At 68.0% G+C, this 20,121-nt stretch carries 25 protein-coding genes; 10 read left to right on the plus strand and 15 right to left on the minus strand.

All coding sequences use genetic code 11. From position 1 onward, the window contains the following. The first annotated feature begins 37 nt into the window (after positions 1–37). Positions 38–310 (plus strand): hypothetical protein, encoded by a 273-nt coding sequence (locus tag N440_RS18705; RefSeq protein ID WP_004153561.1) that lies wholly within the window; start codon positions 38–40, stop codon positions 308–310. Positions 311–472: 162 nt separating this feature from the next. Beyond that, the gene (locus tag N440_RS18710; protein ID WP_133936167.1) at positions 473–1,159 is read left to right on the plus strand and encodes a L,D-transpeptidase; all 687 of its coding nucleotides are present in this window, start codon (positions 473–475) and stop codon (positions 1,157–1,159) included. Positions 1,160–1,165: 6 nt separating this feature from the next. Here N440_RS18710 and N440_RS18715 read toward each other — a convergent pair whose 3' ends face one another. Next, complete coding sequence (locus tag N440_RS18715; protein ID WP_133936169.1) at positions 1,166–1,540, minus strand: VOC family protein; 375 nt, start codon at positions 1,538–1,540, stop codon at positions 1,166–1,168. Positions 1,541–1,769: 229 nt separating this feature from the next. On the opposite strand from N440_RS18715, the gene N440_RS18720 reads away from it, so the two are divergent. Then, the gene (locus N440_RS18720) at positions 1,770–2,414 is read left to right on the plus strand and encodes a DUF2306 domain-containing protein (RefSeq protein ID WP_133936171.1); all 645 of its coding nucleotides are present in this window, start codon (positions 1,770–1,772) and stop codon (positions 2,412–2,414) included. On the opposite strand, the gene N440_RS18725 is transcribed toward N440_RS18720, so the two are convergent. Both N440_RS18725 and N440_RS18730 read right to left on the minus strand, forming a co-directional pair. After that, on the minus strand, positions 2,400–3,527 hold the full coding sequence (locus tag N440_RS18725) for an AraC family transcriptional regulator (RefSeq protein WP_133936173.1): 1,128 nt from the start codon (positions 3,525–3,527) through the stop codon (positions 2,400–2,402). The two genes, N440_RS18720 and N440_RS18725, sit on opposite strands and share 15 nt — an antisense overlap. 122 nt (positions 3,528–3,649) lie before the next feature. Continuing rightward, positions 3,650–4,324: an Ivy family c-type lysozyme inhibitor gene (locus tag N440_RS18730; protein ID WP_133936175.1), complete on the minus strand. Its 675-nt coding sequence runs from the start codon at positions 4,322–4,324 to the stop codon at positions 3,650–3,652. A gap of 113 nt (positions 4,325–4,437) precedes the next feature. Between N440_RS18730 and N440_RS18735 the strand changes: the two genes are divergently transcribed. Beyond that, a complete protein-coding gene (locus tag N440_RS18735; protein WP_133936177.1) occupies positions 4,438–4,914 on the plus strand; it encodes a nuclear transport factor 2 family protein in 477 nt (158 codons plus the stop codon). Positions 4,915–5,063: 149 nt separating this feature from the next. Here the strand turns inward: N440_RS18735 and N440_RS18740 are convergent, their stop codons facing one another. From N440_RS18740 to N440_RS18760, 5 genes are all read right to left on the minus strand, one after another. Beyond that, a complete protein-coding gene (locus N440_RS18740; RefSeq protein ID WP_133936179.1) occupies positions 5,064–6,089 on the minus strand; it encodes an NAD(P)H-dependent glycerol-3-phosphate dehydrogenase in 1,026 nt (341 codons plus the stop codon). A gap of 20 nt (positions 6,090–6,109) precedes the next feature. Beyond that, a complete protein-coding gene (secB, locus tag N440_RS18745) occupies positions 6,110–6,628 on the minus strand; it encodes a protein-export chaperone SecB (protein ID WP_004153553.1) in 519 nt (172 codons plus the stop codon). 100 nt (positions 6,629–6,728) lie between these two features. Further along, positions 6,729–7,166 (minus strand): rhodanese-like domain-containing protein, encoded by a 438-nt coding sequence (locus tag N440_RS18750; RefSeq protein WP_004153552.1) that lies wholly within the window; start codon positions 7,164–7,166, stop codon positions 6,729–6,731. Positions 7,167–7,223: 57 nt separating this feature from the next. After that, positions 7,224–7,649 (minus strand): hypothetical protein, encoded by a 426-nt coding sequence (locus N440_RS18755; RefSeq protein WP_049455948.1) that lies wholly within the window; start codon positions 7,647–7,649, stop codon positions 7,224–7,226. 32 nt (positions 7,650–7,681) lie between these two features. Then, positions 7,682–8,149, minus strand: coding sequence for a YiiD C-terminal domain-containing protein (locus N440_RS18760; RefSeq protein WP_008266702.1), 468 nt, complete (start codon positions 8,147–8,149; stop codon positions 7,682–7,684). Positions 8,150–8,184: 35 nt separating this feature from the next. Here N440_RS18760 and N440_RS18765 point away from each other — a divergent pair, with 35 nt between their 5' ends. The 3 genes from N440_RS18765 (at position 8,185) to N440_RS18775 (ending at position 11,379) form a co-directional block, all read left to right on the plus strand. Next, the gene (locus tag N440_RS18765; protein ID WP_133936181.1) at positions 8,185–8,994 is read left to right on the plus strand and encodes a uroporphyrinogen-III synthase; all 810 of its coding nucleotides are present in this window, start codon (positions 8,185–8,187) and stop codon (positions 8,992–8,994) included. A 105-nt stretch (positions 8,995–9,099) separates the two neighbouring features. Continuing rightward, positions 9,100–10,077 carry a uroporphyrinogen-III C-methyltransferase gene (locus N440_RS18770; RefSeq protein ID WP_133936183.1) on the plus strand — a complete coding sequence of 326 codons (978 nt, stop codon included), beginning with the start codon at positions 9,100–9,102 and terminating at the stop codon, positions 10,075–10,077. 6 nt (positions 10,078–10,083) lie between these two features. After that, positions 10,084–11,379 carry a heme biosynthesis HemY N-terminal domain-containing protein gene (locus tag N440_RS18775; RefSeq protein ID WP_133936185.1) on the plus strand — a complete coding sequence of 432 codons (1,296 nt, stop codon included), beginning with the start codon at positions 10,084–10,086 and terminating at the stop codon, positions 11,377–11,379. 99 nt (positions 11,380–11,478) lie between these two features. Here N440_RS18775 and N440_RS18780 read toward each other — a convergent pair whose 3' ends face one another. Beyond that, positions 11,479–12,774, minus strand: coding sequence for an acetyl-CoA C-acetyltransferase (locus N440_RS18780; RefSeq protein WP_133936187.1), 1,296 nt, complete (start codon positions 12,772–12,774; stop codon positions 11,479–11,481). Between the two features lie 93 nt (positions 12,775–12,867). Here N440_RS18780 and N440_RS18785 point away from each other — a divergent pair, with 93 nt between their 5' ends. After that, positions 12,868–13,755, plus strand: coding sequence for a hypothetical protein (locus N440_RS18785; RefSeq protein WP_133936189.1), 888 nt, complete (start codon positions 12,868–12,870; stop codon positions 13,753–13,755). A 121-nt stretch (positions 13,756–13,876) separates the two neighbouring features. On the opposite strand, the gene N440_RS18790 is transcribed toward N440_RS18785, so the two are convergent. The 4 genes from N440_RS18790 to N440_RS18805 all read right to left on the minus strand — a co-directional run bounded on the left by N440_RS18790 (position 13,877) and on the right by N440_RS18805 (position 17,700). Continuing rightward, entirely contained in the window at positions 13,877–14,503 is a 627-nt protein-coding gene (locus tag N440_RS18790) for a superoxide dismutase family protein (RefSeq protein WP_133936190.1), read from the minus strand. Positions 14,504–14,534: 31 nt separating this feature from the next. Next, on the minus strand, positions 14,535–15,104 hold the full coding sequence (locus N440_RS18795) for a superoxide dismutase family protein (protein ID WP_133936192.1): 570 nt from the start codon (positions 15,102–15,104) through the stop codon (positions 14,535–14,537). Between the two features lie 93 nt (positions 15,105–15,197). Next, a complete protein-coding gene (ntrC, locus tag N440_RS18800) occupies positions 15,198–16,646 on the minus strand; it encodes a nitrogen regulation protein NR(I) (protein WP_133936194.1) in 1,449 nt (482 codons plus the stop codon). Then, positions 16,639–17,700: an ATP-binding protein gene (locus N440_RS18805; protein WP_008268783.1), complete on the minus strand. Its 1,062-nt coding sequence runs from the start codon at positions 17,698–17,700 to the stop codon at positions 16,639–16,641. The genes ntrC and N440_RS18805 overlap by 8 nt, the downstream gene beginning before the upstream one ends. Positions 17,701–17,838: 138 nt before the next feature. Here N440_RS18805 and N440_RS18810 point away from each other — a divergent pair, with 138 nt between their 5' ends. Further along, on the plus strand, positions 17,839–18,120 hold the full coding sequence (locus tag N440_RS18810) for a type II toxin-antitoxin system RelE/ParE family toxin (RefSeq protein ID WP_014035516.1): 282 nt from the start codon (positions 17,839–17,841) through the stop codon (positions 18,118–18,120). A gap of 13 nt (positions 18,121–18,133) precedes the next feature. Further along, positions 18,134–18,430, plus strand: coding sequence for a HigA family addiction module antitoxin (locus tag N440_RS18815; protein WP_053448454.1), 297 nt, complete (start codon positions 18,134–18,136; stop codon positions 18,428–18,430). Between the two features lie 62 nt (positions 18,431–18,492). Here N440_RS18815 and N440_RS18820 read toward each other — a convergent pair whose 3' ends face one another. Continuing rightward, entirely contained in the window at positions 18,493–18,807 is a 315-nt protein-coding gene (locus tag N440_RS18820; RefSeq protein WP_008268793.1) for a hypothetical protein, read from the minus strand. A gap of 83 nt (positions 18,808–18,890) precedes the next feature. Beyond that, a complete protein-coding gene (locus N440_RS18825) occupies positions 18,891–20,057 on the minus strand; it encodes an MltA domain-containing protein (RefSeq protein ID WP_133936196.1) in 1,167 nt (388 codons plus the stop codon). Positions 20,058–20,121 lie beyond the last annotated feature (64 nt).

Genomic DNA, 20,121 nt, shown 5'->3' on the forward strand with positions numbered 1-20,121 from the left:
CTATATTCCAGCTTCCCCAGACGAAGGAGGGAGTGCAATGAACCTGAACCCGCAACACATGAAGTCGGCCCGCGCACTTGCTGTCGCGCTCATCGCTACCGTGAGCCTTGGCGCCTGCGCCTCTTACAAGAACGAGTTTGCAACCATCAACTCGCGTCTCGATCAGCTCGACGTAAAGGTGCAGGGCGCTGCGCAGAGCGCGGAGTCCGCCAACCAGTCCGCACAGCAGGCCAACCAGCGCCTCGACCAGATCGAAGGCCGCGTCCAGCAGCTTGAAAGAGCACCCGCCGGCCGCAAGCCCCGCGGCTGATCGCTCCCTCACCGTTTGAATTGATCCGCTTCTGTATCGGGAACCAGTGGCCTTCGCCGGCCACTGGCATCCTTCCACCCAAGATTGCATTGCAAGGAAAGGAGCCGTCCCATTCGTACCTTCCCCTCCCCTGCACGCCGCGTCCTGGATGCCGCACTGGTCATGGCGCTGGCCGTTGCGTGCAGCGGCGTAGCCAACGCCAGGGACAAGGATGCACCTGCACCACCGGTGGCCGCCGTTGATGAACTTCCGCCTGACCAGAGCGTGTCCGAAACGGTGATCGAACTGGCCGGATGGGTGGTCGCCAGCAAGGACAACCAGGGCTATCCGTTCGCTGTCATGGACAAGGCCGCAGCGCAGGTTCTGGTCTTCAGCGGCGACGGCAAGCTGCGCGGCGCAGCACCGGCGCTGTTCGGATCGGCCATCGGTGATCACTCCGCACCCGGCGTCGCCAAGCTCGCATTGAGCGCGATTCCCGGCCACGACCGCACCACGCCTGCTGGCCGCTTCATTGGTGGCTACGGCCCCTCCGACGATGCCGGGCGCGTGTTGTGGGTGGACTACGATTCTGCCGTGTCGATGCATCCGCTGCCGCCGGGCAGCCCGAAGGAAAAGCGCGCCGAACGGTTGGCCTCGCCCACGCCGGACGACAACCGCGTCACCCACGGCTGCATCAACGTCTCGCCCGCGTTCTACGAGCAGATCGTGCAATCCACGTTCGAGAAGGGCGGCGTGTTCTACATCCTGCCGGACAAGGATTCGATCGCGAAGACGTTCCCGGAATACGCGCAGAGCAGGGGTGACGCAAAGGACGAAGACGAGAAGGGTGCGCGGCGCGCGAGCAAGTAACGCGCGCTAACGAGCGCTGTCCCTGTTCTCCATCACCTGCCCGATGCTGAGTTCATTGCCACTTGGGTCCGCCAGGCGGAAATCGCGCATGCCGTAGGGCCTGTCCCCGATCGGGACGACGATCGTGACACCCGATCCTTCAAGGGTCCGGTAATAGTCGTCGATACCGGATACGACCAGATACGCATGTGCCGCGCCGGCCGGCTTGCTCCCGGACCGTTGGGTGAGGGTGATCTCCACGCCGTCGCGGCAGACGGCAGCAATGTCGGCCGGATCACCCCACGACCACGCCAGTTCGAATCCGAGCGCGCCGCGGTAGAACGCGATCGACTCGGCAAGATGGTCTACGGACAGGATGGGAGAGATGGACTCGATCTTCATGGGCGCGGCAACCCATCCATGTTCGGGTGTTGGCCGATCATAGCGTCCGGCCGGCCTCACGGCCTGGCCCCTTGAATGGTGGACGAGCGCAGCCAGCCAGCGTTGGCATTGTCGATGGGTCGCCCCGGCCGCACTCGTCCGCCGGTTCCGGGTACGACTCCGCCGATCCGGACGCTTTTCCCGCACCTCGCACCCACGCTGGAACCTCCGCCAACACCGAGGTTCCGAGATGCCACACCGCTTTCCCAAGGTTGCCCGCTGGACGGCGGGGCTGGTCTTCGCCCTGCTCTGCGCCGCCGTGGCCGCCTATGCCTTCACCGTGCTGTACGGCCAGCCACACGCGGACAACCCGCTGCAGATGAAGTTTGCGGCGTCGGGCCTGGACGTCCCCGCCCACCTGTTCGGCGGCGGGCTGGCCTTGTTGCTGGCGCCGTTGCAGATGAACGGATGGATCCAGCAGCATGTCCCCCGCCTGCATCGGCTGAGTGGCGGCTTGTATACGGGTGGAGTACTGATTGCCGGGCCGGCCGGCTTGTCCCTGGCATTTCATGCCGAAGGTGGAGCGCCCACCGGTATCGCCTTTGCTCTGCTCGCGCTGGCGTGGCTGGCCACCACCGGCATCGGGATCGGTCACGCGCTGGCCGGCAATCTCGCCAGGCACCGGCAGTGGATGTGGCGCAGCATCGCCCTCACCGCGTCTGCGGTGACGTTCCGTTTGATCCTGGGCATCGGCCTGGGCGTGCTGCATCTGCCCTTCGTCCCTGTCTATCTGGCCGCCGCCTGGGGATGCTGGGTGTTCAACCTGGCACTCTGCGAACTTGTGCTGCGCTGGCCGCGGCGACCGCCGGCCACTGCATCGTCAGCGGCTCGGTGATTCCGGGGTGCCCGCCATCGCATGGCGCTTGCGGAAGGCGCTGGGCGTTTCACCCAGCTGGCGCTTGAACGCCGCGTTGAACGTCGATTTCGACGTGAAGCCGCAGGCATAGGCGATGTCGAGAATGGTCCGGGTGTCAGCGCCATCGGCCAGATGGGAAGCGGCGGCTTCAATCCGCTGGCGGTTGATGTATTCCCAGAAATTCCCGCCGAAGCGGCGGTTGATCACCGCCGACACCAGATATTCGGGGTAGCCGGAGCGTTTGGCCAGCTGGCCGATGGTGAGCGCCGGTTCGCGGTAGAGCTGCTGTTCGGCCATCAGCTGCGAGAGGCGCACCTCGACCTCGGCAACGCGTGCATCGTCGCTGGCCGGTACCACTTCGCGGCTGGGGGGCGCCGGTTCCGCCGCAGGCTCGACCAGCACCGCCGTCTGGGTGAGGCTGAAGTAGCCCATCAGGAATACCCACGCTGCAACGAGGCCGTAGATCAGCGGATAGTCGATCCAGGGAATCCGGACCAGCCATTGCGTGGTGGCAATGAGCCAGATGAGGATCTGCGAGACCGCCATCGCGTCGATCCAGTGCAGCGACATCCGGTCCACATCCGAACGCCGTTGCAACAGCCCACGCCGATAGCGGCCGACCCGCAGCAGACCGGCAATCACATAGGAGAGGCTGTACGCGTACAGCACGATGTTCAGCCGCATCCATTCCAGTTCCGCGATGCCCGGCAACGTTCGCGCCAGCATGCCCTCGGCCGGCACCAACCCACGCAGGAAGAAGCCCGCATGCAGGGCCAGCACGATGAAGAATCCAGACAGATGCACAGCATCACGCCAGCGCGCGGCCCTGGCCTCGGTCAGGACCCGGACGTAGACATAGAACAGGCTGCCGTACAGGAACGGAAACAGGCCGACGAACCGCAGCGCCTTGGTGGGTGCCGGGTAGGACGGATCCCAGTAGATCGCCTTCACCGCCAGATCGACGCCGATCAGCGCGATCCACATCGCCAGCACCCGGTTAGCCCCGGCATTGGCCGGCCGCCGCCACAGGGCCAGGGCAAGCAGCGCGGCCTGCGCGGCGCCAATGGCGAAGACGACGGTCCAGAAAGCCATGGAGGGAGGCCGGTCGGCAACAGGTTGGGGTGGAAGCTTAGCAGCCGGTTTCCGGGCAGAAGAACAGGACGAACGGCCTACGCCCGGCCCAGCATGACCACACTTTCTCCGCCGGCATCACCTCATTCGCAGAGCGCGCTGTCTTCCTTCAATGCGGCGTCATCCAGCGGGCGGAGCTGTTCGATCTGCTTGCGTTGTTCGGCCGTGGGCTCGCCCAGCCACCAGACCCGGCAGCGCGCGGTGAGGCGGCCGACCATCTTCGACTGATCGGGTGAGTACAGCATCGCCAGCGCGGTGCCGGGGCAGTCGTGGGCCTGGCAGGCGGTGTAGAACCACCAGGGTTCGCCCTGAAGCACCAGCAGCTCGCCAGGCCCGCTGGGGCCGCTCAACAGGCGTTCGCGCAGCGAAGGGATGTCCTTGTCGGCGGATTCGGCGGCCTGCGTGCCCTTCATCAATGCATCGAACGCGGCCAGCACCTTCGGGTCCTTGCGGCCACAATCGTCCACCGTGTTGCCGCCCACCAGGGTGAAGAAATGGGTCGCCAACGGGTTGTCCTTGCAGGTGAGCTCACGGCCGACACCGGAGTCTTCCGGCTCGCCTTCGTTGTCCCACACCGACGGATCCACTCCGTCTTCGATGGACGGTTCACTCTCGACCACGGTGGTCGTCGCTGCCGGTGTTCCAGCAGGTGCCGCGGGTGCAACCGCAGGCATCGTTTCGACGGCCTTCTCCGGCGCCTGCCCGCAGGCCGCCAGCAGCGCGATCGTCAGTGCCATCCCTGCAACTTGAATCTTCATTCCCTGTCCTTCTCTGATCTGCGACGCATGGGCCACGCCAGCGGCAGGGTGATTCTAACCAGCAGCGCGCTAGGATGCGTTCGCCGCTCCCGTCATCGCCAGGACCTGGACGCATGCGCCATACACGACTCGCCGTGATCTTCTGCAGTGCCCTACTGCTGGCAACGCCGGCCATCGCCCACGATGCTGAAGGTGCGAAGCCCGCGCCACCATTTCCCGATACAACCCTGCCGACGCCGCTGGATCGCGTGCTGCGCGACTACGAACAGGCGTGGCGCAAGGGGGATGCCAAGGCGCTCGCCCGGCTGTTCGCCGAGGATGGCTTCATCCTGCAGAGCAACCAGGCGCCGGTGCGCGGGCGCAAAGCCATCGAGGCGGCGTATTCCGGCCAGAGCGGCAGCCCGTTGCGGTTGCGCGCGTTGGCCTATGCCGTGGAAGGGAACGTTGGCTACATCATCGGTGCCTACACCTTCGGCAAAAAACTGGAGGACACCGGCAAGTTCACGCTGACGTTGAAGCGCGTGGGCGATGGGCCGTGGATGATTTTCTCGGACATGGACAACGGCAACGCGCCGCCACGGGCGCGGTGATCGGGCGTTGCAGCACATCCACGCCATGCGTGGATATGCAGCGCGCGTGATGCCAAGCAAGCTTGGCCCCACCAGGGCCTGTCTCCGCCCGGCACCCGCAGGGTACTCACTGATGAAAAAACCCCGGCGCATGGCCGGGGTTCTTCGATTCACTTGAACAGCGTGTCCGGATATTCCGGTTTCTGTTCCCGCGCCAGCAGCGCACGCAGGCCTTCTTCCGGCGTCTGTTCGCCATGCAGCACGGCACGCACGCGGTCGGAGATCGGCAGGTCGATGCCATGGCGGCGCGCCTGTCGCATCACTTCGTCGGCGGTCTGCACCGACTCGACCACCTGGCCGATCTCGCGCACGGCATCCTGCAGCGTCTGGCCACGGCCCAGGGCCAGGCCCAGGCGGCGGTTGCGCGACAGGTCGCCGGTGCAGGTCAGCACCAGATCGCCGAGGCCTGCCAGGCCCATCAGCGTTTCCGGCTTGGCGCCGATCGCAGCGGCCAGGCGCAGCATTTCGTTGAGGCCGCGGGTGATCAGGCCGGCACGGGCGTTGAGGCCCAGCTGCATGCCATCGGCCACGCCGGTAGCCACGGCCAGCACGTTCTTCATCGCGCCGCCCAGCTCGGCACCGACCATGTCGTCGCCGGTGTAGGCACGGAACGCCGGGCCGTGCATGGCCTCGGCCACCGACTGCGCGAACTCGGGAACGTCGCCGTGCACGGTGATCGCGGTCGGCAGGCCCTGGGTCACTTCCTTGGCGAACGACGGCCCGGTGACAACGGCCAGGGGCACGTCCTCACCCAGCACTTCGCGCGCCACTTCATGCAGGAAGCGGCCCGAACCGGGCTCGAAGCCCTTGGTGGCCCAGGCCACGCCAGCACCGGCCGGACGCAGCGGCGCCAGCGCGCGCACGGTTTCGCCGAACGCGTGCGACGGGGTCACCACCAGGATCCAGGCCGCGCCTTCCACCGCCGACGCCAGGTCGGTGGTGGCACGCAGGCTGTCCGGCAATGGAATGCCCGGCAGGTAACGCGGGTTCTCGTGGCGCTGGTCGATGGCTTCGACCACGGCCGCGTCGCGCCCCCACAGCACGGTCGGGTGACCGTGCCGTGCGAGCAGGCTGGCCAGCGCGGTTCCCCAGGAACCGGCGCCGAGCACGGCGATCTTGTCAGCGGTAGTGCTCATCCGTGACGTCGCAGCAGGGATCAGGCGTTGCCGGCCGGCTCGGAGTCAGCCAGCGACGGTGCGTCGCCCTGCTCCTGGCGCTGGCGCAGGGTTTCTGCGTACAGGCCTTCGAAGTTGATCGGCTGCAGGAAGAACGGCGGGAAGCCGCCGGCCTGGATCAGGTCGCTGACCAGCTGGCGCACGTACGGGAACAGGATGTTCGGGCACTGGGTGCCGAGCAGCACGTCGATCGACTGCGGGTCCAGGCCGACCAGGCCGAACACGCCGGCCTGCTTCACTTCGGCCACGTAGGCGGTGCGCTCGCCGGCCTGGCAGGTCAGGGTCACGGCCAGCACGACTTCGAAGGCGTTCTCGCCCAGGCGCTGCACCTGCTGGTTCAGGTTCAGCTGCAGCTCCGGCTGCACCTGGTCATTGAAGATGGTCGGAGCGTTCGGCGACTCGAAGGAGACGTCCTTGACGTAGATCTTCTCGACGGTGAAAGCGGGGCCGGTGGCGGCATCGACCGGCGCAGCGGCGCCGTTGGTGATCTCTTCGGACATTTCCAGTAACTCCAGATAAATGCAATGAAAACGAGGGTCGAATTACTGCGATGGGGGCGGCATCAGGCCCATACAAGGCCGGATGCGCCACCTGCGGCAATCAGTTGCGGCCCTTGACCAGCGGCAGCTCGGCCTGCTGCCAGGCGGGAATGCCGCCATCGAGCACGTAGACCTTTTCGAAACCGGCCTTCTTCAGCGCCTTGGCGGCGGTTTCCGAGGCGTTGCCGCTGCGGCATACCAGCACGACCGGCGACTGCTTGGCATTGGCCACCAGCTTGTTGTCCGGGCCGAAGGCACTGGCCTGGGCATTGCGGCTGCCGGCGATGTGGCCCTTCTCGAAGTCACCGCTGGCCGACAGGTCGACCACCACCGTGCCGCCCGCGTTCATCAGCTGGGTCAGTTCGGCGGGTTTGATGCCCTTGAAGCCCCGGAACAGGCGGCGGATCTCGGTGACGATGATGGCCACGGTCAGGCCGACCAGGGCCGCGGACAGCATCGGGTTTCGGCCTGCAAAGGCCAGCAACTCTTCGTAATTCACTCAGGTCACGGGTCGATTAAGCGGGCGCCGATTGTCGCACAAGCCGGACGCGGCCCGTCACTGCCCCTTCCACAGGTCCGGCAGGCCGGCGGACTGCCACCAGCGCTTGGCCTCCGGGTCCCAGCGCCAGCGCTCGACCACGACCACGGTGCGTTCGGCCTGGGTGTTCTGGTTGATCACCCCGATTTCGACGCGGCGCTCGACCTCGCCCCCTTCCAGCGAGGCGCTGCTGCGCTCGCGATAGGACGACACGCGCAGCTGCGCGTAGCGGTTGAGCTCGAACTCGGTCGGCGGCTTTTCCTTGCGAAGCTTGGGGTCGAGGTAGCCGATGGCATCGTCCATGCTGCCCCAGCGGATGGTCGCCCCGTAGGCGATCTGGGTCTCTTCCAGCAGCTTGCGCTGCTTGCGGCTGAGGTCGTCGGCCGAGGCCACGGCGCTGACCAGCAGCAGGGAACAGATCAGGAACTGGATGAGGCGGCGCATCGGTGGATTCCCCAGAACGTCAGCCTGCCATCCTACCCTTTGGCGAAGGCAACAAAGCGACCGCTGAACTCGGCAGCAGGCTTGCCGTCGGCACCGGGCTGGGTGGCGATGATGCTGATGCGGGCCTTGCGGCGCTGGCGGAAGGTATTCAGGAAGGCGTCCCAGCCGCTCGCTTCGGCGGCTTCGGCGTGGGCATGCAGGTCTTCGTAGACCGGTGCCAGGTAGCGCAGGTTGCTGTCGGCCACGTAGACCTCGGCATCGTGGCCGGCCAGGCGCAGGCGCAGGCTGACCAGCGCCCAGCCGGACAGGGTCAGTACCGAGGCCAGGCTGCCACCGAAGGCGTTGCCCTTGTCGTTGACGTTGGCAGCCAGCGGCGCGGTGATGCGCAGCACGCCATCGGCATAGCCGTCGAGCTGGATCTGCATGGCGCGGACCGCCGGCATGCAGTCCAGCACGTCCTGCAGGGCGGCCAACGAGGAAGTCAGGGCATCAACGGACATCGGAGCAGCGACCACGACAACGAAGGGCCCGCATAATGCAGGCAATGGCCGACCATACGATACCCACTGGCGCCGCTGGCTCCGACGCGGCCTGGACCCTGATTTCACTGCGCCCGCAAGGCCAGCATGCAGCGCTGCGCCGCGCCGTTGCTGGGCTGGGCGGGCATGTGCTGGCCCTTTCACCGTGGCGGTTGCAGCGCCTGCACGGCACGCCCGTGGTGCGCCAGCTGCAACGCACGCTGAACTGCGATCGCGTGGTGTTCACCAGCCCGGCTGCGGTTGCTGCGGCCGCTTCCCTGCTGACGCTGGCCGCAGCGCAACGCAGCCCGTGGCTGACGGTAGGCGAAGGCACTGCGCGCGCGCTGCAGGCACACGGCATTTCCGAGGTGCATGCACCGCAGCGGATGGACAGCGAAGGCTTGCTGGCGCTGCCGGTACTGGCCGACGTGCAGGGCCTGCGCATCGGCCTGGTGACCGCGCCCGGTGGCCGCGGCCTGATTGCCGCGCAGCTGCAGGCGGCCGGTGCCCGCATCGAACGCGCCGACGTCTACCAGCGGCGCCTGCTGCGCCTGGCGCCGCGCACGCTGGCGCGACTGCCGCATTCAGCCTTTCCGTGGGTGCTGGCGGTCAGCAGTGGCGAAGCGCTGCAGCATTTCTGGCAGCAGCTGCCGCCCGCATTGCAGCAGCGCCTGCAGGCGCACGCGACTGCCGTGGTGGCCAGTGATCGCCTGGGTGAACAGGCGCGGGCGCTGGGCCTGCAACACGTCGTGCGCGCGGCCGGTCCCACCACCGCACAGCTGGTAGCGGCTGCACACGCCACGCTCACCGTCCCGGCAGCGACCTGAACAGGGACGTGGGTCACGCTTGCCGCTGTCGTCGGCAACAGTGATGCTGTGCTCAACGCGGCCTGCCGGTCCCCCCACCGGCGACGGTGCCGACAAGGAAGCCTGATGAACGACACTCCGCCCGTTTCTCCACCCCGTCGCTCCGCACGCTGGCTGCTGCCGCTGGCCGGTGTGGCCGTGCTCGGCGCGGGCGGCTACGCGGGCTGGTACTTCTGGCAGCAACAGCAGAGCGAACAGGCGGCGCAGGCGCAGACCACCGCGGTGCAGCTGCAGGGCCTGGAGGCCACGCTGGATGCGCTTCGCCGCGACCAGCGAGCGACCAGCCAGCGCCTGCAGGACGCAGCCACCACCAACCGCGTGCTGCGCGACGAGATGCTCGGCCTGTCCCAACGCAGTGCACTGCTGGAAGAGAACCTTGCCAAGCTAGCCGACAGTGCCAACCAGGGCCGGCAGGCGGTGCAGCGCGACGAGGCCGAATTGCTGCTGACCCAGGCCGCGCAGCGCCTGAACTACGCCGACGATGTGGATGGCGCACGCCGCCTGTATGCCCAGGCCGCCACTGCGCTGGCCGATCTGCCCGACAGCGATGGCCTGAACCTGCGCCAGGCGCTGGTGCAGGAACGCGATGCACTGGATGCGCTCGGCGCCGGCCCGCGCGTGCAATCGTTGCAGCGCCTGGATGCATTGGCCAAGGCCCTGCAGGGGCTGCCCTCGCAGGTGACCGGCAACGCTGCGCCACCGACCGCCAGAGCCTGGTGGCAGGCCACGCTGGCACCGTTCGTGGACATCACCCCGAGCCGTCAGAACGGCCCACTGACGGCCGCCGAACGCCGCAATGCCGACGATGCGCTTCAGTTGGAACTGACCCTGGCGCGCGCCGCGATCGAGCGTGGCGACCGTGCTGGCCGTGATACCGCGTTGGTACGCGTGGAGCATTGGGCGCAGCGACGCTGGCCGGATTCACCGGCCCTGCGCGCACAACGTGCTGAACTGAAGGCCTTGCGCGAGCTTCCGCTGCAGGCCAGCAACACCGTTCTTGGCAGCACCCTGCAGCAACTGCGCACCCAGACCGACCGGAGGTAATCCCGCATGAAACCCCTGCAATCCCTGGTCGTGCTGTTGCTGGCCGTGGCCATCGGCGTAGTCGCCGCGCAATGGCTCGGCGCCGATGACCTCAACCGATTCGGCGAAGTGATCCTGCGATACGGCGGCTATGACTACCACAGCAACCTGCCGAAGGTCGCGTTGCTGGCGGTGATCGCGGTGCTGGTGCTGTGGCTGCTGTGGAGCCTGATTGCCGCGCCGTTCCGGGCGTGGGGTCGCTACCGCCGCAAGCAGGGCCGGGTGCGCCTGATCGACGGCCTGCAGGCTTACGAGCACGGCCAGTGGCAGCGTGCGGAGAAGCTGCTGGACGGCGCCGCCAAGGACCCCGAAGTGAGCGCGGTGGCGCTGGCCAACGCCGTGCGCAGTGCACAGGCACGGGCCGACGGCCCCGCCGGCGAAGCACTGCTGCAGCGTCTGGGCGAAAGCGATGCCACCCTGCAGGCGCTGCTGCGTGCCGAACAGCTGCTGGCCCGCGAGCTGCCGGTGGATGCGATCAACGCGTTGGATGTGGCGGCGATCCAACCGCTGCCGCCGCGTGGCCTGTGGCTGCGTACCGAGGCACTGGCGCAGGCCGGGCGCGCGCACGAGGCCTATGGGCAGCTGGGCGCGCTGCGGCAGAGCAAGGTGCTGCCGACCGATGCCAGCAGCGAACTGGAAGCACGCCTGGCAGCGCAGGCGCTGCTGGAAGCGGCCGACGTCAATGCGCTGGCCGCGCAGTGGGAAGCCACGCCGAAGGCACTGCGGCCGACGCCGGACGTGGTGGGTGCCTATGCCAGCCGAGCGGTGGCCCTGAACTGGGATGAGCCGGCCCTGCTGGCGCTGGAACAGGCGCTGGACCAGCGCTGGGATGATGAACTGGTGGCGCTGTATGGCCGCCTCCCGGCCGAGCGCCTGGCCACCCGACAGGCCAACCTGCAGCGCTGGCGCAACGTGCATGACGGCTCGGCCGCGCTGCGCCTGGCGCAGGGCCGCGTAGCACTGGCGCAGCAGCAGTGGGAGGCCGCCGACGCGTTCCTGCATGAGGCGATCGCCAGTGGCGCCGGGGCACCGGCATGGGAAGCGCTGGGTGAACTGTTCGCCCAGCGTGGCGAGCACGCACTGGCCGCGCAGTGCCTGGCCAATGCGCTGCGCCTGCAGCGCGGCGAGGACAGCGTGGCGCTGCTACGCGGCAGCGAAGCGCCGCCGCGTGCCACGGTGGAAGAGCAACCGATTGCGGTGCAGCCGCCGGTGTATGACGCCAATGAAGAGCGCGACGAGTTCGGTAATCCGCGGTTGCCGTAAGCATGGCTGTGGCTGAGGTGTGCCGACCAACGGTCGGCACCCACCAGAGAAAAAAACGCCGCCCGATGGGCGGCGTTTTTTGTTGTTCGATGGATGCGATCAGCGTTCGACGATCGCCACCACGCCCATGCCGCCGGCGGTGCAGATCGAGACCAGCGCGCGGCCACCGCCGCGTTCGGCCAGCTGCTTGGCGGCGGTGGCAATCACGCGTGCGCCGGTGGCGGCAAACGGGTGGCCAGTGGCCAGCGATGAACCCAGCAGGTTGATCTTGTCCGGGTCGATGCGGCCCAGCGGTGCATCCAGGCCCAGGCGGTTGCGGCAGTAGTCCTCGCTCTCCCACGCACGCAGCGTGCACAGCACCTGCGCGGCGAAGGCTTCGTGGATCTCGTAGATGTCGAAGTCCTGCAGGGTCAGGCCATTGCGCTTGAGCATCTCCGGCACGGCGATGGTCGGTGCCATCAGCAGGCCCTCGCCATGCACGAAGTCCACCGCCGCCACGTGCGCATCACGCAGGTAGGCCTGCGGCTCGTGGCCGTGCGCGCGCGCCCACTCTTCGCTGGCCAGCAGCACCGCAGCGGCACCGTCGGTCAGCGGCGTGGAGTTGGCGGCGGTCAGGGTGCCGCGGCCGGACACCTTGTCGAACGCCGGCTTCAGCGTGGCCAGCTTTTCCAGCGAGGTATCCGGGCGCAGGATGTTGTCACGCTCGACACCACGGAACGGGGCGATCAGGTCGTTGAAGAAGCCGCGCTCATAGGCCGCGGCCAGCTTCTTGTGCGAGGACACCGCCCACTCGTCCTGCGAGTCGCGCGAGATGTTCCATTCCTTGGCCATGTCCTCGCAATGGTCGCCCATGCTCTTGCCGGTGCGCGGCTCGGCCACGCCCGGGAATTCGGGCTTCAGTTCGGAGAACTTGAAGCCGGAGGCGAGCGCGCGGATCTTGTCGCCGGTGCTCTTGGCACGGTTGGCAGCCAGCAGGCGCGCGCGCAGCTTCTTGCCGTAGACGATCGGCACGTCGGAGGTGGTGTCCGAACCACCGCCGATGCCCGATTCGATCTGGCCCAGCGCGATCTTGTTGGCCACGGTGATGATGCTGTCCAGCGAGGTGCCGCAGGCGCGCTGCAGGGTGATGCCCGGGGTCAGCGGCGACAGGCCGGAGGACAGCGTGGCTTCGCGGCCCAGGTTCCAGTCGCTGGAGTGCTTGATCACCGCACCCATCGCCACTTCACCGAGCTGCTGGCCGTGCAGGCCGAAACGTTCGACCAGCGCGCCCAGCGTACGGACCGACATGCCGAGGTTGCCGACATCCGAATACGCGGTGTTCTGGCGGCAGAACGGAATGCGGACGCCACCGAGGATGGCGACGGGACGAGCGTTGGGCATGGAGATACCTGGCATGGATGAGGGTGTCTGCAACATGGCCTGCACGACGGAGCAGGCATAATGGAGCCAAGTGTAGCTGCCGCCCTGTGATGGGCCAACCGTGGAACCATGAGCAAACCCGACCCCGCGATGAATGCCCTTGGCGTGCTGGCCCTGGAACTGGCCGGCGGCGAAATCCCCCGCCAGGCGGTACTCAGCGCCGAACAGGCCGGTGAACTGGCCGAACGCGTCGGCCGCGACCTGTCCAAGCTGGTGCCGCAGGTGGCCGAGCTGGACCTGGTGTTCGCCGCCGCGCATTTCGACCCGGCCGAAGTACTGCGCCCGGGCTGGCCGATCCACCGCCGCCTGGAAGAACTGCAGATGCGTGCGCCGGGCCGCAACCAGGGCCCGCGCCTGCTGGCGTTCGGCACCGATGCCAACGGCGACGTGCCGCTGCCGTTCCAGGCCGATGCCAGCCTGGTGGGCGGCGGCCTGCGCGTGGTGCCGTTCCTGCTGACCGGCAGCGATGTGGCCACCACCAACGCGGTCGCCAATGCGCTGGAAGAAACCCTGCTGGCCAACGGCATGGCGCACGCCGATACCGCATTGATGGCGCAGAACACCTTCGGCGCCCGCATCGAGCATGCGCGCTATTTCACCGTGAACGACCTGGCTGCGATGATGTCGATGCAGTACGACAACCAGGGCCTGGCCGCGCTGTGGCCGCTGATCGAGACCGCGATCATGGCGCCGGGCGAGGACGAATGGCTCAATGCCGCGCCCGAGCCGCTGCTGCGCTACACCCATGGCGAGGCGCGCATGGCGCTGTTCGATCCGGCCGGCTGGTGCGCGCACTACAACCACAGCAACAACGACTGTGACCGCCTGAAGGGCATCTACGAGCAGTTCCTGATGCGCCAGCGGCAGATGGCCGCGGTGCTGGAAGCGCACGGCGTGCCGGTGCTGTTCGTGCACTGCGAGGCCGGGCAGGACGCGCGCGGGCTGCTGGCGCGCTGATGGGAGTGCCGGCCGCGGGCCGGCAATCGCAGATCCGAGAGTTGCCGGCCAGCGGCCGGCACTACCGCTCAGGAAAAACGCCGGCTTGCGCCGGCGTTTTCCATTTCCAGCAGGACCGCGCTTACGGCGCCTTCTGGATCACCGCACACGCCAGGCGCGCACCGGCATTGCCGGTCGGCTGGGTCTTGTAGTCGTCCGCGTCGGCGTGGACGATCAGGCCGCGGCCGATGATGTCGAAGTCATCACCCTTGCCGATGTTGACGTTGCTCGACACCGGGCCATCGATGGTGGCCACGCCCTTGTCGTCGGCCTTGATGTTGGGCATGTCGCCGCCGTGGTGCGGATCGGTGGCGACGTTGCCGTGATCCTGATGGCCCGGGTTGAAGTGGCCGCCGGCGCTCATGCCGTCCGGCGCGCTGCAGTCGCCCTTCTCGTGGATATGGAAGCCGTGCTCGCTGCCCGGCTTCAGGCCGGTGATCTGGCCGGTCACATGGACCTTGCCGTCGACCAGCTTGAAGGTGACGCTGCCCTTGGCCTCGTTGCCCTGGGTCGGCGCCAGTTCGGCGGTGGCCGAAGCATCGGCCGCGGGTGCAGCTGCCGGTGCGGGGGTTGCGGCCGGTTCGGTGGTGGCGCCCTCGGCCGGAGCGGCGGGCGGGGTTTCAGCCTGCGGCGCGGCAGGCTGCTGGCCGCAGGCCGCCAGGCCCAGCGCGGCGATGGCGGCGAACAGCGAAGTATGGATCAGACGCATGCAATCTCTCCCTGGATGAAGCCTGCAGTGATCAGCGGACAACCCGGATCACGCCACAGGCGATGCGGACGCCGGCATTGCCGGCGGGCTGGCTGCGATAGTCGTCGGCGTTGGCATGCACGACCAGTGCACGTCCGGCGATATCGGTGGCGGCGCCTCCGCCAAGGGTAACGCCCTTGAGGTGGATATCGACGTTGGCGCGGCCCTGGGCGTCGGCACGCAGGTTATCCATGTCGCCCAGGTGGTGCTTGCCGGTGCCGGCGCGGCCATGCGCAGCGCCACCGGGGTTGAAGTGGTTGCCGGCGCTGCTGGCATCCACCGCGCTGCAGTCACCGCGCTCGTGGATGTGGAAACCGGCCTGCTGCATCGGCTGCAGGCCACCGATCAGGCCGGTGATGTGGATGCCACCGGGCTCCACCATCAGCGCGATGCGGCCACTGACGATGCTGGCCGAAGCCGGCGACAGATTGGCCTCGGCCTGCTTGGCGGCACTGACCACGGTCGGCGGCGGCGGGGTGGGCTCGGCCTTCTTCGGTGCACTGCCACAGGCAGACAGCAGCGCGGCGGTGGACAACGGCAGGATGGCAAAGGACAGGCGCATCGAAGACTCCTTGCAGATAACACTAAGGACGGCATCGTCCATGAACGATCAACGGTTCGGCAAGCGGGCGCGAGGATCGCGTGCAGGGACCGTTCAATGGCCCCCGCGGCGGCGCCCGGCGCCCAGCTTGCGGGTCAGGGTATTGCGGCCGAGGCCCAGGCGGGCAGCGGCCTCGGCGCGGCGACCGTGGGTGATCTGCAGGGCGGCCTCCAGCAGGGCATGGTCGACCCGCTCGCGCACCTGCGCATGCAGCCCTTCCACGCCTTCGGCCAGCTGACGGCGCGCCCATTCGGCCAGCAGCGCTTCCCACTGCCCCGGGTCGGTCGCACTGGCACTGTTGCGGCGGCCCCGCGTGCGGTTGAGTGCGGTATCGACGTCGGCCACGCCGATGGTGTCGGCGGCGGCCAGCGCGGCCATCCGCCAGCACACGTTCTCCAGTTCGCGCACGTTGCCCGGCCAGTCGTGCTCGCGCAGCGCCTGCAGGGCGGCAGCGGTCAGGCGTTTCGGCGGTGTATCGAGCTTGCGTGCGGCGGCGGCCAGGAAGGTGCTGGCCAGCTGCGCGATGTCCTCGCGGCGCTCGCGCAGCGGCGGCAGCTGCAGGCGCACCACGTCCAGGCGGTGCAGCAGATCGGCACGGAACTTTCCTTGTGCGACCAGCCCTTCCAGGTCCTGGTGGGTGGCAGCGACCACACGTACATCCACGCGGATCAGCTCGCGGCCACCGACGCGGAAGAATTCACCCTGGGCCAGCACGCGCAGCAGGCGGGTCTGCAGCGGCAGCGGCATGTCGCCGATCTCATCGAGGAACAGCGTGCCGCCGTTGGCCTGCTCGAAGCGGCCGATGTGGCGGCGCTGTGCACCGGTGAAGGCGCCGGCTTCGTGGCCGAACAACTCGCTTTCCAGCAGTTCGGCCGGGATCGCGGCGGTATTGAGCGCGACGAACGGACCCTGCGCGCGCGGCGATTCGCGATGCAGCGCATTGGCCACCAGCTCCTTGCCAGTGCCGGTCTCGCCGGTAATCAGCACCGCCAGCGGCGCCTGTGCCAGGCGACCGATGGCGCGGAACAGCGCGCGCATCGGCGGGGTATCGCCCACCAGTTGCGGCGGCTGGTCGCTCGGCGTTTCGGCGGCGGGCGTGGGCGTTGCCATGGCCGGTGCCACCGCCGGCAGCACGCGTTGCGCCAGCGCCACCGCATCGTCCAGGTCGAATGGCTTGGACAGGAACTCATGCGCGCCACCGCGGAACGCGCCGGCGGTGCTGGCCACATCGGTGTAGGCCGACATCACCACCACCGGCAGCTGCGGCAGCGCGGCCTTGAGCTTGTCCAGCAGCACCAGGCCGTCGTCACCCGGCATGCGCACGTCGGTGAACAGCAGTGCCGGCGGCGGACCCTCGCCCAGCGCCTGCAACGCCGGGGCGGCGCTGTCGAAATCAACGACCTGGTAGCCCGCTTCGCGCAGCGCGGTGCACAGCACGAAGCGCACGGCGCGGTCATCGTCGACCACCCAGATGCGTTGTGCGGCGGTGGAGAAGTCAGACATCGCGCGGGGCCTCCTCGGCCGGGGCGGCGCCATTGCCGATCGGCAGCAGCAGGGTGAACACGGTATGGCCCGGGCGCGAGCGGTAGGTCAGCGTGCCGCGATGCTCGCGCGCCACCTGCTGGGCCAGCGCCAGGCCCAGGCCAGTGCCTTCGGCGCGGCCACTGACCAGCGGCAGGAACAGGTGTTCGGCCAGTTCCTCCGGCACGCCCCGGCCGTCGTCGGCGATCTCCAGGCGCAGCGCCAGCGTGTGCAGCTGTTCGGCGATGCGCACGCCATGCTCCACGCGGGTGCGCAGGGTGATGCTGCCGGCGCCGGCCTGGATCGCGTTGCGCACCAGGTTCCATACCGCCTGGGTGAGGCGGTCGGCGTCGCCGTGGAATTCGGGAATGCTGGGGTCGTAGTCGCGCTGCAGGCGTACCGCCCAGCCGGCCTCGTTCTCGGCCAGGCGCAGCACGCGCTCCAGCGCGGCATGGATGTTCAGTTCGGCATGCGGCGCGGCCGGGGCCGGCGACAGCAGCTGGTCGAGCAGGCCATTGAGGCGCTCGATCTCCGAGCCGATCAGCTCGATCAGCTCACGTTCGCTGGCATCGCGCTGGGCCGCGCGGCGGGCCAGCAGCTGGGCCGCGCCCTTCAAACCGGCCAGCGGGTTGCGCAGCTCGTGGGCCAGCCCCTTCAGCGCCGCGCTGAGCGCGCTGGGCAGGGCCTGGGTCGGGTCCAACCCGGGGAACTCATCGACCGGGTGCGCCTCCAGCAGCCAGCCGCCATCGTCGCGGCGGCTCATCCAGCCCTCGGCGAAGCGCGGCGCCTCGCCGGGCACGGCCAGCGCCAGCCGGTTCAGGCGCAGGCTGTCGCGCTCGTCACGGGCCAGGAAATGGGCCAGTGCCTCGCCCTGCACTTCCAGTGCGGCCAGCGGTCGACCCAGCAGGCGCCGCGCACTGACGCCCAGCCAGCGGGCGAAGGCCGGATTGCAGCCGGCAATGCAGCCATCGGCGCCGGCCCAGGCCAGCGGCGTGCCCAAGGCATCGAGGGACGGCGGGGGTGCGGGGTCGGACATTGCACCAATGTAGTGCAAAACGCGGGTCCAGCATCAGATCGCATCGAATGCGTCGCCAGCCGTCGCGCCCAGGAATTACACCTATGCTTGCCGAGGCGATACTAACGTCTTACGATACTATCGCCACACGTTACCAACATGCCGATCCAATCATTTGCCTGCAAACGTACGCAGGCACTGTTTGATGGCCATCGCGTGCAGAGATGGCGCCACATTGAAGCTGCCGCGCTGCGAAAGCTGGCCATGCTCAATGTGGCAGCCGATCTGCGGGATCTGCGTCTGCCGCCAGCGAACAGACTGGAATCGCTGCATGGGGACCGGCGCGGCCAGTACAGCATCCGCATCAATGACCGGTTCCGGCTGTGCTTTGTCTGGTCCCGGGAAGGTCCTGCCGAGGTCGAAATTGTCGATTACCACTGAAGGAGTCGTGCGAGTGCGAACCGTCCCCTATCCCGCTCCCGGCGAGATCCTGTTGCATGAATTCCTGGAGCCTTTGGGTATCACCCAATACCGGCTGGCCAAGGCAATTGGCGTCTCACAACGCCGGATCGGCGAGATTGTCTCCGGGGATCGCGCAGTCACTGCGGACACCGGGCTGCGCCTGTCCCGTTACTTCGGCGTCTCGGACAAGTTCTGGATCGGCCTGCAGGCCGACTTCGATGCCGCGATGACCAAGGAAAAGCTGGCCGACGTGCTTGCCCGGATAGAACCCTACAACGCGGCTGCCTGAGGCTTGGCCCGGGGTCAGAGCCCTTTCCCTTCGGAAAGGGAGCCGATCCCGGGCAGGCAGCGTTACACCGGGTAGCCGGTGGCTTCCCGGGCCTTCTTCCATGCGCTTTCGAATTCGCGCGCGGAGATTTCGTCGTCCTCGTCGAAATCCAGGAACGACACCGGCTGGTCGGCCAGCAGGAAGCGGTCGTCGCTGTGGGCATGCTCGTCGGCCCAGACCATCTTGGTGCCGTAGATCTCCACCTGGCGCACGATCTTCTCGCCACGGGCTTCCATCAGCACGTTGCCCTTGCCCAGGCCCGATTCGGCCCAGTGCTTGTAGTACTTCTTGGCGGCGGATTTCGCGCCGGATCTTGCGTTGTGCTTTGCGTAGGTCATTGCAGGGGTCCTGGCCGCAGGTGCGGCCGGAAAGTTCGGAATGGCGCCATTATCAGGCATCCGGGGCTCAGATCCCTGCCAACCTACTGCGGCAGCGCTACGCCCTTCGGCCACAGCATCCAGATGTTGCCCTTCTGCTTCATGTCACCGGCCAGCTTGCCGGCGGCATCGCCACTGCCCCAGTACAGGTCCGCGCGCACTTCGCCGGCAATGGCGCCGCCGGTGTCCTGCGCAGCCACCGGGCGCACCACGGGCGTGCCGTCCGGGCGGGTGGTGGACAGCCACAGCAGGCTGCCCAGCGGCACCACGGTGCGGTCCACGGCCACGCTGTAACCGGCGGTGAGCGGCACGTTCAACGAGCCACGCGGGCCTTCCGGGCTGTCCGGGTTGCGCACGAAGAACACGTAGCTGGGGTTGCTGCGCAGTAGTTCCGGCACGCGCGCGGGGTTGGCCCGGGCCCAGGCACGGATCGCGTCAATGGTGACGTCTTCCTTCTTCAACTGGCCCTGGTCGACCAGCCAGCGCCCGATCGCACGGTAGGGATGACCATTCTGTTCCGCATAGGCCAACCGTACCTGCGTGCCGTCAGCCAGGCGCACCCGGCCGGACCCCTGGATCTGCAGCAGTTGCAGGTCCATCGGATCGGTCAGCCAGGCCAAGACTGGCGCCTTGGCCCCTTTGCTGGCAATCGTGCCGGCGTCGTCATACGGCTTGAGCACCTTGCCGTCGACACGGCCGCGCAGGCGCTTGCCCTTCAACTCGGGGTAGAGGCTGTCCAGCTGCACCACGACCAGGTCATCGGGCGTGCCGTACACCGGCACCGTCGCGGTGGCCGTGCGGGTGAGGCTGCCGGCGTAGATCGGTTCGTAGTAGCCGGTGATCAGGCCATCGGCCTGGTGGCCCCCGGCGCGCAGCGCGTAGACATCGAGGTCGCGCTGCAGGAACTGGCGGATCGCGGCCGCGTCCTTGTCTGAAACCGCCGCTGCCGTGGCGCAGGGCCTGGCCCAGACGGCATCGGTCTTCAGGCGGGTGCAGCTGCTGCGCCAGGCAACGAAGCCGGCCTGCAGATCGCTGTCGGAGACCGGCGGCAGTGCGCTCCATGCGGCCTTGGCATAGGTGGCCGCTGGCGGCGTGGGCGGCGTTGGGGCGTCGGAGCCCGTGCGGGGAGCGGTGGTGGAGCAGCCGGCGAGCACGGCCGCGGCCAGCAGGACACAGTGCTTGCGCTTGAAGAAGGTGGCGGAATCGATCATGCCGCCATGGTGGCGGGCCGGCCGCTGGGCGGCAACCCAGCGCGGGGTCAAGCGTTCATGCGCC

This window comes from Stenotrophomonas sp. CC22-02, from assembly GCF_004365115.1.
GTDB classification, from domain to species: Bacteria; Pseudomonadota; Gammaproteobacteria; order Xanthomonadales; family Xanthomonadaceae; genus Stenotrophomonas; species Stenotrophomonas forensis.

Bases quoted from the DNA above. Each gene is read 5' to 3' on its own strand.
- N440_RS18705 (WP_004153561.1), top strand. From the start codon at position 38: ATGAACCTGAACCCGCAACACATGAAGTCGGCCCGCGCACTTGCTGTC.
- N440_RS18710 (WP_133936167.1), top strand. From the start codon at position 473: ATGGCGCTGGCCGTTGCGTGCAGCGGCGTAGCCAACGCCAGGGACAAG.
- N440_RS18715 (WP_133936169.1), bottom strand. From the start codon at position 1,540: ATGAAGATCGAGTCCATCTCTCCCATCCTGTCCGTAGACCATCTTGCC.
- N440_RS18720 (WP_133936171.1), top strand. From the start codon at position 1,770: ATGCCACACCGCTTTCCCAAGGTTGCCCGCTGGACGGCGGGGCTGGTC.
- N440_RS18725 (WP_133936173.1), bottom strand. From the start codon at position 3,527: ATGGCTTTCTGGACCGTCGTCTTCGCCATTGGCGCCGCGCAGGCCGCG.
- N440_RS18730 (WP_133936175.1), bottom strand. From the start codon at position 4,324: ATGAAGATTCAAGTTGCAGGGATGGCACTGACGATCGCGCTGCTGGCG.
- N440_RS18735 (WP_133936177.1), top strand. From the start codon at position 4,438: ATGCGCCATACACGACTCGCCGTGATCTTCTGCAGTGCCCTACTGCTG.
- N440_RS18740 (WP_133936179.1), bottom strand. From the start codon at position 6,089: ATGAGCACTACCGCTGACAAGATCGCCGTGCTCGGCGCCGGTTCCTGG.
- secB (WP_004153553.1), bottom strand. From the start codon at position 6,628: ATGTCCGAAGAGATCACCAACGGCGCCGCTGCGCCGGTCGATGCCGCC.
- N440_RS18755 (WP_049455948.1), bottom strand. From the start codon at position 7,649: ATGCGCCGCCTCATCCAGTTCCTGATCTGTTCCCTGCTGCTGGTCAGC.
- N440_RS18760 (WP_008266702.1), bottom strand. From the start codon at position 8,149: ATGTCCGTTGATGCCCTGACTTCCTCGTTGGCCGCCCTGCAGGACGTG.
- N440_RS18765 (WP_133936181.1), top strand. From the start codon at position 8,185: ATGCAGGCAATGGCCGACCATACGATACCCACTGGCGCCGCTGGCTCC.
- N440_RS18770 (WP_133936183.1), top strand. From the start codon at position 9,100: ATGAACGACACTCCGCCCGTTTCTCCACCCCGTCGCTCCGCACGCTGG.
- N440_RS18775 (WP_133936185.1), top strand. From the start codon at position 10,084: ATGAAACCCCTGCAATCCCTGGTCGTGCTGTTGCTGGCCGTGGCCATC.
- N440_RS18780 (WP_133936187.1), bottom strand. From the start codon at position 12,774: ATGCCAGGTATCTCCATGCCCAACGCTCGTCCCGTCGCCATCCTCGGT.
- N440_RS18785 (WP_133936189.1), top strand. From the start codon at position 12,868: ATGAGCAAACCCGACCCCGCGATGAATGCCCTTGGCGTGCTGGCCCTG.
- N440_RS18790 (WP_133936190.1), bottom strand. From the start codon at position 14,503: ATGCGTCTGATCCATACTTCGCTGTTCGCCGCCATCGCCGCGCTGGGC.
- N440_RS18795 (WP_133936192.1), bottom strand. From the start codon at position 15,104: ATGCGCCTGTCCTTTGCCATCCTGCCGTTGTCCACCGCCGCGCTGCTG.
- ntrC (WP_133936194.1), bottom strand. From the start codon at position 16,646: ATGTCTGACTTCTCCACCGCCGCACAACGCATCTGGGTGGTCGACGAT.
- N440_RS18805 (WP_008268783.1), bottom strand. From the start codon at position 17,700: ATGTCCGACCCCGCACCCCCGCCGTCCCTCGATGCCTTGGGCACGCCG.
- N440_RS18810 (WP_014035516.1), top strand. From the start codon at position 17,839: ATGCCGATCCAATCATTTGCCTGCAAACGTACGCAGGCACTGTTTGAT.
- N440_RS18820 (WP_008268793.1), bottom strand. From the start codon at position 18,807: ATGACCTACGCAAAGCACAACGCAAGATCCGGCGCGAAATCCGCCGCC.
- N440_RS18825 (WP_133936196.1), bottom strand. From the start codon at position 20,057: ATGATCGATTCCGCCACCTTCTTCAAGCGCAAGCACTGTGTCCTGCTG.